The sequence below is a fragment of the Candidatus Ozemobacteraceae bacterium genome (assembly GCA_035373905.1).
In the GTDB taxonomy this organism is placed as follows: domain Bacteria; phylum Muiribacteriota; class Ozemobacteria; order Ozemobacterales; family Ozemobacteraceae; genus MWAR01.
Genome location: DAOSOK010000001.1, coordinates 98,460 through 112,810, shown reverse-complemented (window position 1 = coordinate 112,810; position 14,351 = coordinate 98,460). Strand labels below are relative to the sequence as shown.

Here is a 14,351-nt window from a genome sequence, read left to right as displayed (position 1 = left end):
TCAGCCTCCGTTCACACCACGACGATTGCCAGATCGGACGCATCGGCCATCGCGACGACCTCGGCCCGGTCGAGCAGAAGCGTTTTCTGCTCCTGGAAGGCGAGACAGCGGGCCTTCGCCTGGATCAGCGTCCGGATCGTGTCCACGCCGATGACCGGCAGGTCGAACCGCATGTCCTGGTCCGGGCGGGCGACCTTGACGACCGTGACGCCGCCGTTGCCAAGCTTGCCTCCGCGCAGGATCGCCTCGTCGGTGCCTTCGATCGCCTCGACGGCGAGAATCGCGCGATTCTTCACGACAACGGTCTGGCCGATGTCGAGGCCGGCGATCTTCTTCGCGATCTCGTGGCCGTACTGGATGTCGAGCCACTCCTCGGTGGTCGGGTGCCTGCGCGTGAGCGGCCCCTTCTGGGGAAGCAGCGACGCCAGGAACATCGTCGAGTCACAGACATGGATTCCCTCGCTGACGAACTCCCCGGCAAGGGCCTTGAGCAGCGCATCGTCGTTGCGGATGGGGGTTTTCTCGAAAACGCGCATCAGGCGTGCGTCGGGTTTGAGCTGGTTGAACATGCGGGTCTTGGTGATCTTGCCCGCCATGACGACCCTGTCGATGCCGTGGCGAAGGAACGCGTCGATCATGCCCTGGAGCTCGCCAACGTGGAACCAGTAGACCTGGTCCGCGTTCTTTTCCAGCTCGGGCGAGGTTTCTTCCTTGATGGCGACGGCAATGACTTCGTGGCCGCCCTGCCGGGCCGCCTCGGCGAAATACAGGGGGAATCGCCCGTTCCCTGCGATCAATCCGATTACTGGCACGCTGTTCCCTCGTTTCTGCCCGGCGGCTCGGCCGTCTTCAGCCTCGCCGTCGGGGGAGTGATCAATTGCTGGTTTTATCTTTGTCGCCGGCGTCCGAGGCCGGCTGGTCCGCGGGTTTCCGGAACGACCGGTCGCCCCGCTGCCCCGGTCCTTGTCCCTGGTTTTGCCCCTGCCTGGGCGGGCGGGTCTCATGGCCCTGCTGGCCGGGCCGGCGATCGCGATCGTTCCGCTGCTGGCCTTGATCGCGCCGGGGCCGGTCGCGGTCGGAGCCGGATCTGCGTCCCTGGCCGCCGCCGTCGCGATTCCGGTTTTCGCCGGCCAGGCGGCCGTCGGGCGGCCGGGAAGGGGCCGCCCCGTCAATCTTCGCAAGCTCTTCGACGGAGTCGGCAGGAACGCTGTCGTCGGCGAGTTCGGCGGGAGCCCCGCCTTCAGCCGCCAGAGGGGCCGGAGCCTGCCCGCGGGCCGACGGCGATTTTGCCCCCTCGCCGTCGCGAGGTTTGTCCCGGCCGCGATTTTTCACGGGCGGGACGATCTGCTGGAACAGGATGCCCAGGTCGGGCTCGGACTGGCCTTCCTCCTGAACCCACCACATGTTGCGCCCCGTCGCCGCATCTTTGCGACCCTTCACGATGTCGAGCGACACCGTCACTTTTCGTCGGTCCCAGAATCCGATCAGAAGCGTGCGCGTGATGTAGTTCAGATCCATGACGCGTCCCTTCTCGGGCCCGACGACGATCTCGGCCCCCAGTTTCGGGAACTTCCCGTGGAAGGAGGCGTAATACTCGTATTCGTGGCCGAGGCAACAGAGCAGCCGGCCGCAGATACCGGACAATTTGACCGGATTCAGGCTCAGGTTCTGATCTTTGGCCATTTTCGTCGAGACTTGGGTGAACTGGGTCATGAACTGGGCGCAACAGACTTCCTTGCCGCAGCAGCCGAGGCCGCCGAGCAGCTTGGTCTCGTCGCGAACGCCGATCTGCCGCAATTCGATGCGCGTGCGGAAAGACGTGGCGAGGCTCTTGAGCAGATCGCGGAAATCGACCTTGATGTCCGACTTGTAATACAGGATCAGCCGCGTCTGGTCGAAGAAATACTCGGCCTTGAGCATCTTCATCTCGAGCTTGTGCTGGGCGACCAGCTCCCGCGAGCGCAGGAACGCCTCGCGTTCCTTTTTGCAGATTTCGCTCATCGTCACGCGATCATTCTCGTCGACGACCCGCACGATGTCCTTCACGAACGGTTCCGTGGGAGTTTTCGGCTCGGTGTTTTCGGCCAGCACCGCGAGAACCGTGCCGACTTCCTGACCGTGGAGGGTCTTCGCGACAACCTTCTGGCCGGGGGACAGGTCGAGCTGCGGCTCGAGGTGCCAGTGCACCACGGGCAGCTTGCGGAAACGCAGAGAAACATACCGGCTCACGCGATCGGTCCTCCGATGTCAGTCAAAACGTTTTCCAGCACCAGGACGGGCTGGACGAACCGCCTGAGCAGTTCGAGGCTGTGATGTAAAAGTTGCAGGCGCGCCCGGATACATGCCGGCCCCCGGGCCGCGGTGACAGCCATGATATCGTCTTTCCGGTCAAGGTTCAAGAGACACTTCTCGTCTTCCGTGAACCCCCAGTGGTATAGATCCTCGTGCCAGCGCATCAACCCTTCGAGAAACGCCGCAGGCTGCCGGGAAGCCCAGGCGCCGATCGCCGCGCCGCACTGTTCGTCGATCTCCTTCAGCAGGCCCGGCGCGTATGCCTGCTTGTGCTTGCCGATCAGGCCTTCGACCGCCTTTTTGAGTTCTTTTTTGACGCCGTCGACGGCCTCGATGAACAGGCGCGTGAAGAGAATCGGGAACGCAGCTGGCAGGCTCACGCTGACGACCAGGCCCCGGACCAGCTCGCGCCGCGCCGTCAGCAGGGCCGCCGAAGCCGTCGCGTGGGCAGCTTCGAGGATCTGAAGAGCCGCCTCGAGGGAGGGCGCCGATTCGAGACGGGCGTGCAGAGATGCTCCGACAGCGACGATCTCCGCAATGAACCGCGTATGCGCCGTTCGGAGCCCCGCGAACTCCTCGCGAGGCGGCAGTCCCTCCGCGAGCAGGCGGCCTGCCGTCCCGAACGCTCCGTCGGCGAGGGCGTATCCCCGCATGACCATCCCGGCCTCGAGACCGGTCATCGCCGCGAGCGCCTCGCGGGCCTCGTCGTGAGACGGGGTGCGGAAGGCGACCAGTTCGGACCGGCTCCTGACCGTCGGCAGGATCCGTTCGAGGTTCTCGGCAAGCAGGATGAACACGACACGCTGCGGCGCCTCTTCGAGAATCTTCAGCAGGCTGTTGGCCGAGTATTCGTTGAGGCGGTCGGCAGGATCGATGATGAAGATCCGCCATTTGCCCATGTTCGGCTGGAGGACGGCGAGCTCCTGGAGCCGGCGCACCTGGTCTACCCGGATGTCGTTTCCCTGGAGGGTGACCGTCGTAACGTCCGGGTGCGACCCCGCGGCGATGCGCCTGCAGGAGAGACAGCCGCCGCACGAATCCGGAAGCCCGTCTTCGGCCGGCCCGGCGCTTTCGAGGCACTGAAGCGCCGCTGAAAACGCCAGCGCCGTGCGGCCTTTTCCCACCGACGGACCGCCTGCGAAAAGATACGTCTGGGAGATGCGGTTCCGGGCGAGGGAGCGGCGCAGATGGCCGACGGCCGCATCCTGCAGAAGGACGTTACGGAAGGTGACGGTGTGTTTTATCATTGGTTCGATTGACGAAGAATACCACGCAGGCCGCGATCATCAACACGAGGACGGCCATGATCACGACGTCGAGGCCGCGGTGGCGCAGGTCAGCCATGAGAAGGGCCAACAGCCCGAAACAGCTCGACACCATCCACATGAATCGCGTCGTGTCGGCCTGGGAAAAGCCGAGCCGGAGCAGGTGGTGATGCAAGTGCTCCTTGTCGGCCTGAAAGATCGGCGCGCGCCGGAAGAACCGCCGCAGGATCGCGAACACGACGTCGAGCACCGGCAGGCCGAACGCCACCAGCGGAATGACGAGCGGCAGCAGGATCGTGCCTTTCGCGGCCCCGGCGACCGAGAGCGCCGAGGTCATGAAGCCGAGGAAATATGCGCCCGAGTCGCCCATGAAGATCGTGGCCGGATGCACGTTGTATTTGAGAAACGCGAGCAGGGCGCCCATGATCGCGGCGGTCAGCACAAGCACGTTCGTGATCATCAGCGCGTCCTGCGTGTGGTGCGTCAGCAGGCGGACGCCCATCAGGGTGGCGAGGGCGATGAACACGATGCCGCCGGCGAGGCCGTCGACGCCGTCGACGAGGTTGACCGTGTTCGTGAGGCCGATCACCCAGAGAAACGTCAGGGGAATCGTGAGAAGGCCGAGCGCGACGAGCCCTTTGCCGGCGATGAAATCCGTCATGAAATCGATTTTCACGTGGAAGGCAATTAATATAGCACATGCTACCATTTGCCCCGCGAGCTTCACTTTCGCGGGCAGGTCGATAAGATCGTCGATCAGGCCGACGAGAAAGATGAACGTGCCGGCGAACATGACGCCGGTGGTTTTGATCTCGTCGGCCAGGAAGGGCAGCGCCCCCATGATGGCGGCGGCGAAGATCGCGAGGCCGCCGATGCGGGGAACCGGCATGCGATGGATTTTGCGCGTACCGGGGCGGTCGACCAAGCCGAGCCTGATCGCCATCCGCCGGACCATCGGCATGAGAATCATGCCCAGCATCCAGGCCAGAAAAAACGCCCCGATAATCGCCTTCATAGGCCGTCGAGTATACCAGAATCCCTCGCGGCCAGCCACATCACAACAGGCAAAATCCGGAAGCGACCGCATCGCGGGGGCATCGCAAACCGTCCGCGTCGCCGTTCCAAAAGCTCTTTTCCGGAAGCGGTCCCTCGCCGGTCAGTCGGTCGTTCTGCGCGGAGAGGCGCCCGTCTCGACGGTGATGCCGAGCCGCTCGCAGAGGGTTCCGTCGCAACGCCACAGGTCGTTGAGGGCGTTCATGTACCCGATACGGGCCCGCATCTGCGCCGTCTGGCTGTCGGCAACGTCGCGCTGGGCCTGTGCAACCTGGAACGCCGTGGTCTTCCCCAGGCTGAACTTGATCTGCTCGACGCGAAGCTTCTCCTTCTGCTTCTCGACGGTCTTTGCCGTCGCCTTCATCTGCTGATGCGAACGCTGAACCTCGAGATACGCCTTCAGCACTTCTTCCTGCACCAACTGGCACAGGTTACGCAGAGCTTCCTTCTGCCGCTCGACCGAGAGGCGCGCCCGCTCGTCCTTCATCCGGGCGGCCCGGCGGCCGGGGCTGATTTCGAATTCGAGGCCGGCGGCGAGATCGTATGCCTTCATCCCCAGTTCCGAGGCGCTTTTTTCGAAGGTCGAGGCATATCCTGATTTTCCCAGGGTCACGAAGAAATCGAGGCGCGGCAGGAGGCCGTTCCTCGTCTGGACGCAATCGAGTTCGCCCTTTTCGAGCAGAACGCCCCCCTGCAGAAGCTCGGGCCGCTTTTCGAGCGCCATCTCGACGTGCTCGCGGACATTCCCGATCAGCGGGTCTTTCACATCCGGGACGTCCGTCAGCTCGAGGTCGAAATCCCAGAACGATCCCGTTCCGGGGTTGGTGATGCGAAGGAGGGCGATTCGTGCCGCCTCCAGGCTGCTCTGGGCATCGATGATCCCTTCCTCGCGAAGCGCCACCTCGGCTTCGGCGGCAGCCAGCTCCGACTCGGGAATGCTCCCGAGGGCGATTTTCTTGTGCGTCTCTTCGAGCTGCATGACGGCGAGCCGGTGAGATTCGAGCATGATGTCCAACTCCCTGGCCGCTAGGAACAGGGACCAGTATTTCGCCTCCACCTCCGCGACGAGGGCCAGAACGAACCCCTCGAGTTCGTGCCGCGAGGCCTGGAAGTCGAGCTTCGCCTGGTCGACCGCGATGGTGTTCACGGTTTTTCCCGCGCCGCGACGGAGAGGGTGCGTGATATCGAGCCCCAGTCGCGTTCCGAAAAGGTTGGGCGCCCGCGCCGACCGCGTCCGGGTGTTGGTCAGAGACAGAGACGTCTTCGTTCCGGACGTCGAACGGCTGCTCCAGTCCACCGTTCCGTCCGTCCGGTTGCTCACGTTGTCGCCCAGAGCGCCCGTTTGCATGATCTGTTTCCCGAGGCGGTCGGAATTCGACAGCGACGCCGAGAGGACGGGATCGAACGCCGCCCGTTCCTCATCGATGGCGGTTCCGGTCATATCGACCTCGAGACGCTGGACGGCGAGTCCCCGGTTCCGCTGAAGGGCGGAAAACACGGCTTCACCGAGGCTCAGCCGGAGTTGCTTTCCGGGAGAAGGCATGCCTGAGGCGAACAGGGATGCCGTTTTTGAGGCAAAGGCAAGCGTTTCCGATGCGATCAGGATCTGCGGGATGGACACGTCGGAATCGTTTGCCGCTGCTGAGTTGGGAGATTCCGTCGCGACATGCTCCGTTTCGGAAGCGGACATTCCGGAAAATCCCGCGGTATCGGATGCGGCGAGGTCGGCTCCCGCGGCGGAAAGGGCGGTGAAGAGGCCGAGGATGGCGAGGGCAATCACGGAAACCGGTTTCGTCTCAGGCATCGCAACGTCCTTCTGTAGTTTTTGATGTATAGAACAACGAATAGACGACGGGAATGATCGTCAGAGAGATGATGGTGGCGCACAGCAATCCGCCGATGACGACCCGGGCCATGGGCGCCTGAACCTCGCCTCCTTCGCCCCATCCGAGGGCCAGGGGCCCGAGGCCGAGGATCGTGGTCAGGGCCGTCATCAGAACCGGCCGAAACCTGTCGCGCCCCGCCTCGATCAGCGCGGAGTCAAGATCCATTCCGCGCTCGCGATGGAGCATGTTGGTGTGATCGACCAGCAGGATCGAGTTGTTGACGACGATCCCGCCGAGCATGATGCACCCGATGAAGGACTGGACGTTGAAACTCGTTCCCGTCACGAGCAGAGCCAGGATGACGCCGATGGAGGAAAGCGGCACGGTGGCCATGACGATCAACGGATCGAGCAGGGATTCATACTGCACGGCCATGACCATGTAGACCAGGAACACCGCCAGGACGAAACTCAGCAGCAGTTCCCGGAAGGCGCGCTGCTGCTCTTCGTAATCTCCGCCGAGATTCAGGCTGAAACCGTTCGGCAGGGGAACGCTCCGCAGGATCTCACCGACTTCGGCCAGGACGGTGCCGAGGGGTCTGACGCCGGGGTCGGCGGTCAGGTTGACGACCCGCTCCTGATCGACGCGTTCGACCAGGATCGGCCCCTGGCGTTCGACGATCGATGCCACGTTCCGCAGGGCGACCCGCCGGCCCGCCGAGTTGAGAACGGTGAGATCGAGTATGTCCTCGAGACTCATCCGTTCCGGCTCTTCGCCCTTCACGAGAATCCGGTATTCGTCACCGTTGTCTCGGAAATTCCCGGCCCCTGTGCCGGAGAGAACCGTTTCGAGATATTCGGCGATCTTCGACACGGTCAGCTTCTGATCGGCCGCCCGCTGCCGGTCGATCGAGATCAGTCGCTCGGGCGCACCCGATTCGCGGCTCAGCCGGATGTCCGATATCCCGTCGATTCCGGCGAGAAGTCTCTCGACCCGCTTGGCAAGGCGATCGGCCGTATCCAGGTCGTTCCCCCGGATCTGCACCTGCACCTTGTCGGCACTGCCCGCCCCCATTCGCATGAGGAACATGCCCGTTCCTTCCCGGGTCCTGATCCTGACGCCCGGAATATCCGCCAGCACGCTCCTCAGATCGACGGCGATCCGCGCGCTCGAACGCGTCCTTTTATCTTTGCCGACGAGCGGGATTCGCATCTCACCGGTGTTGACCGCCCCGTGGCCGCCACCGCCCCCCCCTCCGGCTCCCTGACCGACGCTGTACACGATATCCACGAGTTCCGGAACGGCTTTCCGGATGCGGGATTCGATCTGGGCCATCCTCTCTTCGACCAGCGAGAGCCGCGTCCCAACCTCCATTTCGGCCGTCACCCGCACTTCTCCTTCGTCGGCGGTCGGCATGAACTCCGTGGGAATCCCCTTGGCGAGACCGAGACAAAGGCCGAGCATGACGATGACGCCCGTCCCTGCCGCTTTCGGCCAGGCAAGCACCAGCCGGAGAACCTCGAGATACCGTCGTTCGAAAAAGCCGATGAATCGTCGCGAAAGCCGCGTGAGAAGAGACACTGAACCGCCCTCGCCTTTTCCCGAGATGCGGATGAACCTCGCGGAGAGCATCGGTACGAGAGTAATGGCCACGAGAATCGAGCACATGAGGGAAAAACTGACGACCCAGGAGAGCTGCTTGAACATGACGCCGGTCATTCCCTCGACGAACAGCAGCGGCAGGAAGATGACCACCGTGGTCATCGTGCTGGCGAATATCGGCGCCGCCACCTCGCCCGTTCCACGGATGGCGGCTTCGTTCGGCTCGATGCCGTTTTCCCGGAGCCTGAAAATGTTCTCGAGAACGACGATCGAGTTGTCGACCAGCATGCCGATCCCCAGCGCCACGCCGCCGAGCGACATGATGTTCAGCGTGAAGCCGTTGTAATACATCAGGGCGAATGTCGCGATGATGGAGAGAGGAATGGACGTCCCGATGACGAGGGTCGTCCAGATGTCTCCGAGGAAGACCAGCAGGATGAAGATCGCAAGAAATCCGCCCTGGACCGCCGACGAGCTGACGTTATTTATCGATCTTTTTATATATTTTGAGCTATCCATAATGGTCGTCAGCCGGAGTTGGGGGATATCCTGGTTGATCTTCTGGATCTCGGCCTGGACGGCGTCAGCGATCTCGACGGTGTTCTTTCCGGACTGTTTGTTCACGGAAATGCGCACCCCGGGCCGCCCATTGATGCGGATGATCTGGCGGGCCTTTTCCCACCGGTCCTCGATACGCGCCACTTCGCCGAGCCGCACGCGGGAGCTGCCCGTCTCGAGAATGACGATATCCCGGATCTGGTCGATCTTGGAGAACTCGCCGGGGGTCCGGACGGTAAGCTCGTAGTTGCCGGCCTCGATGATGCCGGCCGGGAGGTTGATGTTCTCCTGTTTCAGGCGGGATACGACCTGGTCGACCCGGATGTTCAGCGCCTTGAGTCTCTCGGGAAGCAGATTGACGTGAATTTCCCGCTTGCGGCCGCCCTGGATGTCGATCGAAGCGACGCCGGGGATGCGCTCGATCCGGTATTTCACCTGGTCCTCGATCAGCTTCAGGAGCTGAACGGGGTCGAGTTGCGCGGAGGCCCCCAGCATCAGGATAGGCACCGCCGACATGTCGAACTTCCGTAGGGTCGGACGTTCCACCCCGTCGGGAAGGCGAGAGATGATGCGATCGAGCCGGTCTCGGATATCGTTGGCCGCCGCGTCGAGATCGGTGCCCCAGTTGAAGGAGACGCGAACTCTGCTCCGTCCCTCGGTGGATTCGGAGGAAAGCTCGTCGACCCCCGGAACCGCGCTGAGGGCCTGTTCGATCGGTCGGGTGATCAGGGTTTCCACTTCCACGGGGCTGGCGTTCGGATAGGTGGTGGCCAGGGAAATGGTCGGGTACGTCATGTCCGGCATGAGGTCGATGGGAAGGTGATACAGCGAAACGAAGCCAAACACGGCGACCATCAGCGTCATCATGGTCGTCCCGATCGGACGACGGACGGACGTTTTCCAGACGCTCATGGCTTTTTCCGGCCTTTTTTCCCGGCTTCGGCGACGGGCAGTTCAGTCTGACCGCCGGCCACGAGAACGGGGGAGCCGTCTTCGAGAAGGTGTTGCCCCATGGTGACGACGGTTCCGTCGAGGGACGGGGAAGCAATCTCCACGAAATCCCCCTGGACGATACCGGGCTCGACGTCGATCAGATAAGCCTTCTGCGCTTCCGGATCGATCCGGAACACGCCTTTGCGCCCGTCCCGGGACACAAGGGCTGAAGACGGAACGGCCGTCACGTTCGGGTGGCGCGCGAACCGGATGCCGGTCGTCACGAACATTCCGGGCTTGAGGAGGAGATCCTGGTTCGGAATTTCGATCTCAACCCGCGCCTGTCGCGTTTCGGCATCGAGGGCGGGAGCCATGCGGACGATCGTTCCCTTGAACTGACGGCCAGGGAGGGAGCCCGTGGTGACGACCGCCTCCTGGCCGGGGCGGATCCTGAAATAGTCGCGCTCGACAACATCGACGACGGCAATCACCTTCTCGATGTCGAGCAACGAAAGGATCGGCGTATTTGCGGACAACATCGCTCCGACGTCCTGAAACCGCTCGCCGACGAGGCGCGTGGAGGTCTTTTCGTCCCAGATGGCCTGAATTTTCGTGTATGAGAGCCTGATCCGGCTCGTTTTCAGAGCGGCTTCCTTCTGGAGCACCTGCGCCTTATTGACTTCGGTTTTCGCCTCCCGGCTTTTGTATTGGGCCTGGGCGGCATCGACCTCCGCCTCGGAAGTGACCTTCTGCTGACGCATGGCCTTCACACGCTCGAACTCGCGTCGGCCGATATCCAGCATCGCCACGCTTTCCGTCAGGTTCGCCCGGGCGATCGCGAGATCGGCTTCCGCCTGGGCAACGTCCTGGACGAACTCCTCGTCTTCGATTTCCGCGATCACCTGCCCGGGAGAGACGGAGTCGCCCACGTCACATGCGAGCTTTTTCAGTCGGCCCGCCACCTTCGGGGCAACCACGAACCGCGCCCGGGGAAGGAGGGAGCCGGTGAACCGCCCTTCGTCCTCCATATCGAGCACCCTGACCGGTGCGACCTCGACGGCGACGGCGGCGGCGCCGGGCGCCCCACGCCTGGAAGCCGTCCCTCCAGACCGCCCCGCCATCTGGGCAACGACAAATGCGATCGCCACGATCATCATCAACTCGCCGATATAGAACAGGATTCGTTTCATACAGTCCCTTTCATCGAATTCCGCGAGTGAGGCGCCTACGGGAAGAGTCTCCCCGCGAGTGCGAAAAGAACGGGGTCACGAGAAATCAGCCACGCGGTACGCCGCACCGACGAAGCGCTGACGCCCGGCTCCACGAAGAGAATGTTGATATATTATTTTCACTATTTTTATCCACGTTCATGGGAGTTCCAGTGTAGCACCGACGGCGCCCTCGGACAACCCCCCTTCCGGAGGAAGATCCATTTACAGGGAACCGACAATCTGGTATATACAGGGCACCCCGCCATGATGAACGCGACTGATTTCCAGCGCGCCTGCGCGCGCATCAAGCTCCTGCTTTTCGACTGCGACGGCGTCCTGACCGACGGCCGGATCGCGCTCGGCAACGGCCACGACGAGTTCAAGTTCTTCTCGACGAAGGACGGGATGGGTCTCGCCCTGTGGCACAAGGCCGGCCTTCTCTGCGGGGCCGTCACCGGTCGAAGTTCCGAAGCGCTTACCCGCCGCGCCGCCGAGTTGAAATTCGACGAACTCCACCAGGGCGTGGGCGGCAAGGCCGCCGTCATCGAGGAGATTCTCGCGCGCCGCGGCCTGAAGCCGGAAGAGGTGGCATTCATCGGCGACGACTTCAACGACCTGCCGGCGAAACGCCGCACCGGCCTGTTTTTCGCACCCGCCGATGCGCACCCGGTGGTCAGACTGTACGCGGATTTCGTGCTCGGTTCGGACGGCGGAAAAGGGGCCGTCCGCGAAGCCGTCGACCTGATGCTGACGCACCAGGGGCGCCTGGAGGCTCTGGTTGACGAATACCTGGCATGACCGTTTCAAGACGTTCCGCCGGAACGTGCGCGCTTGGCTCGTCGAGCTGTTGTATCGCGGACTCGTGCGGCTTCCGGTGCGCGCCATTCCGCGCCTCGCCCGCCTGCTGGGCAAGGCGATGCGCATCGCATTCCGGCAGCAGATACGGCGCGCCGCCGAACTTCTTCCCGCCGAGTTCGCGGACCGCCGAGATTCTATTCTTAAAGGTATAGAAAAAAACCAGTCGTTGAGCCTGCTCGAAATTTTCTTCTACGAAAAACTCCTCGAGGCGGATCCCACGTTCATCAGCGTCACCGGCCGGGAACACCTCGATGCCGCCCTTTCGAAGGGCAAAGGCATCGTCCTGCTCGCCAGCCATTTCGGCAACTGGGAGCTGATCGGCTACACCATGGCCAGGCTCGGCTACCCGATTTACGCGATCGCCCGGCCCCAGGCCGTCAACCGCATGACCGAGTTCATGAACGGCTTCCGCGAGAACCGCGGCGTCCGGATTCTGATGGACCACAACCTCGCCGCCTCCCTCCGTACGCTCCGCAAGAACGGCATTATCGGCGTGCTCGCCGACCTCAACGCCCGCGAGCGCGGCTACCTGACCACCTTCTTCGGCCGCGAAGCCTCGTTTTATCCGACTCCCGTCCTGCTGTCGCAGCGATCGGGTGCGCCGATCATCCCGGTGTTCAACGAGCGCGACGCCGCCGGCCGCCACCACATCCGGTTCGAGCCGCCCGTCGACGTTCCGGCGGAAGCCCCCATGCCCGACCGCATCGCGGCCTACGTAGCCAGATACGAAGCCGCCTTCCGGCGCCGCCCCGATCTCTGGGTCTGGTTTCACGAGCGGTACGAGCACGCGGACCTGGGGCGCCGTGCATGAAACAGCCGTTCTACATGACCTTCTGGTTCTGGGGCCTCGTTTTCGCCGGCTTCCTCGGAATTATTTTCTGGGGGGAAGATCTCGAAAAAGACGCCTTGAGTCGGTATGCGCGCCAGAAAATGCGGCTCACGCACGTCAAATTCGACGAACTCGAAGCCGGATTCGAGAATGCCACCTTGTATGCGGATGTGGTAGATATGGATGATTCACAGAGCAATATGACCGCCACCAACATTCACGCATATTTTTTCGATCGGAAGATCGCGACGCGAACGGGCGAACTCGTCGCTTCGTGGGGTTTCAAAACCCCATTCGAAGCGCGTCTCTGGGGCGACGTGCGACTGCACACGTCGACCCGTGAGCGTTTTCGCGGCGAAGAGATGAGGTATTTCTTTTCTCGCAATGAGATATTCTCCTCGATGCCCGTCACGCTCTGGAAGGACGACATGATCGTGACGGGCCGCGAACTGCGCTACAACCCGAAGACAAAAGAAGGCTCCCTGGCCCGCGACGTGCTCATCAGAATTTGGGAAACGGCCTCCCAGACCGCCTCGGCAACCTTGAAAGCCGTCGCTTCGGCTGCGGTGCGTCTTCCCCCGGCGGCGTTCCCCGCCGCTCTCCCCCCCGCCCTGCCTGATGCCGGAACTCTCCAATCGCTCCTGAAATCCGTGACGCCTGCCTATTCGCTGGTAAAACGTTGTTTTTTCCGCGACTCCGAGACGGATTCCGAACGATCCGCTCCGGCAAAACAACGGCCCGCAGGAACCGCACGGCAAAGAACGCCCGAACAGCTCGCTTCCGCCCCCCTTTCCGAGATCGCCGCCCCCGGAGCCGACACGCCATGAACCGTTATTGCATCCGCCGATCGCTCGTTCTCGCGCTCATCGCCGTCGCGGCCTGCGCCGTCGCCGCCTCCGCCCTCACCTCGATCATGGCGGGCGACATGGAGATCACCAGCCGGTTGATGACGTTCGAGAACAACATCTACGTCGCAAAGGGCGGCATCAAGGCGACCCGCGCCGACTCGACGCTCACCGCGGACCGAGGCATCTACGACCGTTCTCTCGAACTGGTGAAGGCCATCGACAACGTGGTCGTCACCCAACCCGGCTCGACCCTGACCTCGGACTACCTCGAGGCCTACGTCAAGGAAGACCGGATGCTCGCGAAGGGCAACCCGAAGCTCGAGCGCATCGTCGAACGCGAGTCTCGCGACGAGACGGGCATTCTGACCAAGAAGAAGTCGCGCGTGATCCTGACCTGCAACGAGGTCGAGGCGTTCAACAAGGAAAACCGCTTCCTCGCCAAGGGCAACGTGCACGTGATCGAGATCCCCTATCGCGAGGGCGAGACGCCCGAAGAGGCGAAGGAAAACGAGAAGGACCCGACCTCCGACCTGGTCTGCGACACCCTCGAGCTGTTCTCGTCCGAAGACAAGGCGATCGCCCGGACCGACGTGGTCATCAAGACGAAAACCCTCAAGGCCACCGGCGACAAGGCGATCTACCTCGACCGCGAGAACCGCATGATCATCGTCGGCCACGCCCACGCCTGGCAGACGTCCAAGGAATCGGCGGGGGCCGAGGAACAGGTTTCGGAACTGTACGCGAGCAAAATCATCTACTACCCGAACGAGGACCGCACGATCGCCGTCGGCGAGGTGCATGCCACCGTGTATCCCAAGGGCCAGCGCGGTCCCGATGACGACAAGGGCAAGCGCAAGGAACGCAAAAAGAAGAAGAAAGCCGGAGAAGAACCCGGAACGGCCTCCGGAACCGCGGAGTCCGCATCCGGGGAAGAAGCCGCCGTCGTCGAAGCCGCCGAGGAGGAGTCTTCCGATTCCGTCGGAGAAGGCGCCGTCCAGCTTTCCCCACCCGCCGGCCTCCCGCCGGGCGATTACACCCCCGTCGGCGGCGATGCCGGCGTCGAGAGCCCCGAGTGA

At 63.0% G+C, this 14,351-nt stretch carries 11 protein-coding genes; 4 read left to right on the top strand and 7 right to left on the bottom strand.

From position 1 onward, the window contains the following. Positions 1–11: 11 nt before the first annotated feature. The 7 genes from lpxI to PLU72_00450 all read right to left on the bottom strand — a co-directional run bounded on the left by lpxI (position 12) and on the right by PLU72_00450 (position 10,719). Positions 12–812, bottom strand: coding sequence for a UDP-2,3-diacylglucosamine diphosphatase LpxI (gene lpxI / locus PLU72_00480; protein ID HOT26630.1), 801 nt, complete (start codon positions 810–812; stop codon positions 12–14). A gap of 61 nt (positions 813–873) precedes the next feature. Further along, entirely contained in the window at positions 874–2,229 is a 1,356-nt protein-coding gene (gene ricT, locus PLU72_00475) for a regulatory iron-sulfur-containing complex subunit RicT (GenBank protein HOT26629.1), read from the bottom strand. Beyond that, a complete protein-coding gene (locus tag PLU72_00470) occupies positions 2,226–3,539 on the bottom strand; it encodes a DNA polymerase III subunit (GenBank protein HOT26628.1) in 1,314 nt (437 codons plus the stop codon). Before PLU72_00470 ends, ricT begins: the two co-directional genes overlap by 4 nt. After that, on the bottom strand, positions 3,511–4,572 hold the full coding sequence (locus tag PLU72_00465) for an MraY family glycosyltransferase (protein ID HOT26627.1): 1,062 nt from the start codon (positions 4,570–4,572) through the stop codon (positions 3,511–3,513). Before PLU72_00465 ends, PLU72_00470 begins: the two co-directional genes overlap by 29 nt. Before the next feature lie 141 nt (positions 4,573–4,713). Further along, positions 4,714–6,414 (bottom strand): TolC family protein, encoded by a 1,701-nt coding sequence (locus PLU72_00460; GenBank protein ID HOT26626.1) that lies wholly within the window; start codon positions 6,412–6,414, stop codon positions 4,714–4,716. Then, positions 6,407–9,508: an efflux RND transporter permease subunit gene (locus PLU72_00455; protein HOT26625.1), complete on the bottom strand. Its 3,102-nt coding sequence runs from the start codon at positions 9,506–9,508 to the stop codon at positions 6,407–6,409. Before PLU72_00455 ends, PLU72_00460 begins: the two co-directional genes overlap by 8 nt. Beyond that, a complete protein-coding gene (locus tag PLU72_00450) occupies positions 9,505–10,719 on the bottom strand; it encodes an efflux RND transporter periplasmic adaptor subunit (protein HOT26624.1) in 1,215 nt (404 codons plus the stop codon). Before PLU72_00450 ends, PLU72_00455 begins: the two co-directional genes overlap by 4 nt. Positions 10,720–11,004: 285 nt before the next feature. On the opposite strand from PLU72_00450, the gene PLU72_00445 reads away from it, so the two are divergent. The 4 genes from PLU72_00445 to PLU72_00430 are packed head-to-tail and all read left to right on the top strand — an operon-like array spanning position 11,005 to position 14,351. Further along, positions 11,005–11,538, top strand: coding sequence for an HAD hydrolase-like protein (locus PLU72_00445; GenBank protein ID HOT26623.1), 534 nt, complete (start codon positions 11,005–11,007; stop codon positions 11,536–11,538). Further along, the gene (locus tag PLU72_00440) at positions 11,519–12,409 is read left to right on the top strand and encodes a lysophospholipid acyltransferase family protein (GenBank protein ID HOT26622.1); all 891 of its coding nucleotides are present in this window, start codon (positions 11,519–11,521) and stop codon (positions 12,407–12,409) included. The genes PLU72_00445 and PLU72_00440 overlap by 20 nt, the downstream gene beginning before the upstream one ends. After that, on the top strand, positions 12,406–13,254 hold the full coding sequence (lptC, locus tag PLU72_00435) for an LPS export ABC transporter periplasmic protein LptC (protein HOT26621.1): 849 nt from the start codon (positions 12,406–12,408) through the stop codon (positions 13,252–13,254). The genes PLU72_00440 and lptC overlap by 4 nt, the downstream gene beginning before the upstream one ends. Continuing rightward, positions 13,251–14,351, top strand: a complete 1,101-nt coding sequence (locus tag PLU72_00430) for an LptA/OstA family protein (GenBank protein HOT26620.1) — start codon at positions 13,251–13,253, stop codon at positions 14,349–14,351. Before lptC ends, PLU72_00430 begins: the two co-directional genes overlap by 4 nt.

What these genes read in the sequence shown, in the direction of transcription:
- PLU72_00445 (HOT26623.1), top strand. Translation starts at nt 11,005, where the DNA reads ATGATGAACGCGACTGATTTCCAGCGCGCCTGCGCGCGCATCAAGCTC.
- PLU72_00460 (HOT26626.1), bottom strand. Translation starts at nt 6,414, where the DNA reads ATGCCTGAGACGAAACCGGTTTCCGTGATTGCCCTCGCCATCCTCGGC.
- PLU72_00470 (HOT26628.1), bottom strand. Translation starts at nt 3,539, where the DNA reads ATGATAAAACACACCGTCACCTTCCGTAACGTCCTTCTGCAGGATGCG.
- PLU72_00430 (HOT26620.1), top strand. Translation starts at nt 13,251, where the DNA reads ATGAACCGTTATTGCATCCGCCGATCGCTCGTTCTCGCGCTCATCGCC.
- PLU72_00465 (HOT26627.1), bottom strand. Translation starts at nt 4,572, where the DNA reads ATGAAGGCGATTATCGGGGCGTTTTTTCTGGCCTGGATGCTGGGCATG.
- PLU72_00450 (HOT26624.1), bottom strand. Translation starts at nt 10,719, where the DNA reads ATGAAACGAATCCTGTTCTATATCGGCGAGTTGATGATGATCGTGGCG.
- lptC (HOT26621.1), top strand. Translation starts at nt 12,406, where the DNA reads ATGAAACAGCCGTTCTACATGACCTTCTGGTTCTGGGGCCTCGTTTTC.
- PLU72_00455 (HOT26625.1), bottom strand. Translation starts at nt 9,508, where the DNA reads ATGAGCGTCTGGAAAACGTCCGTCCGTCGTCCGATCGGGACGACCATG.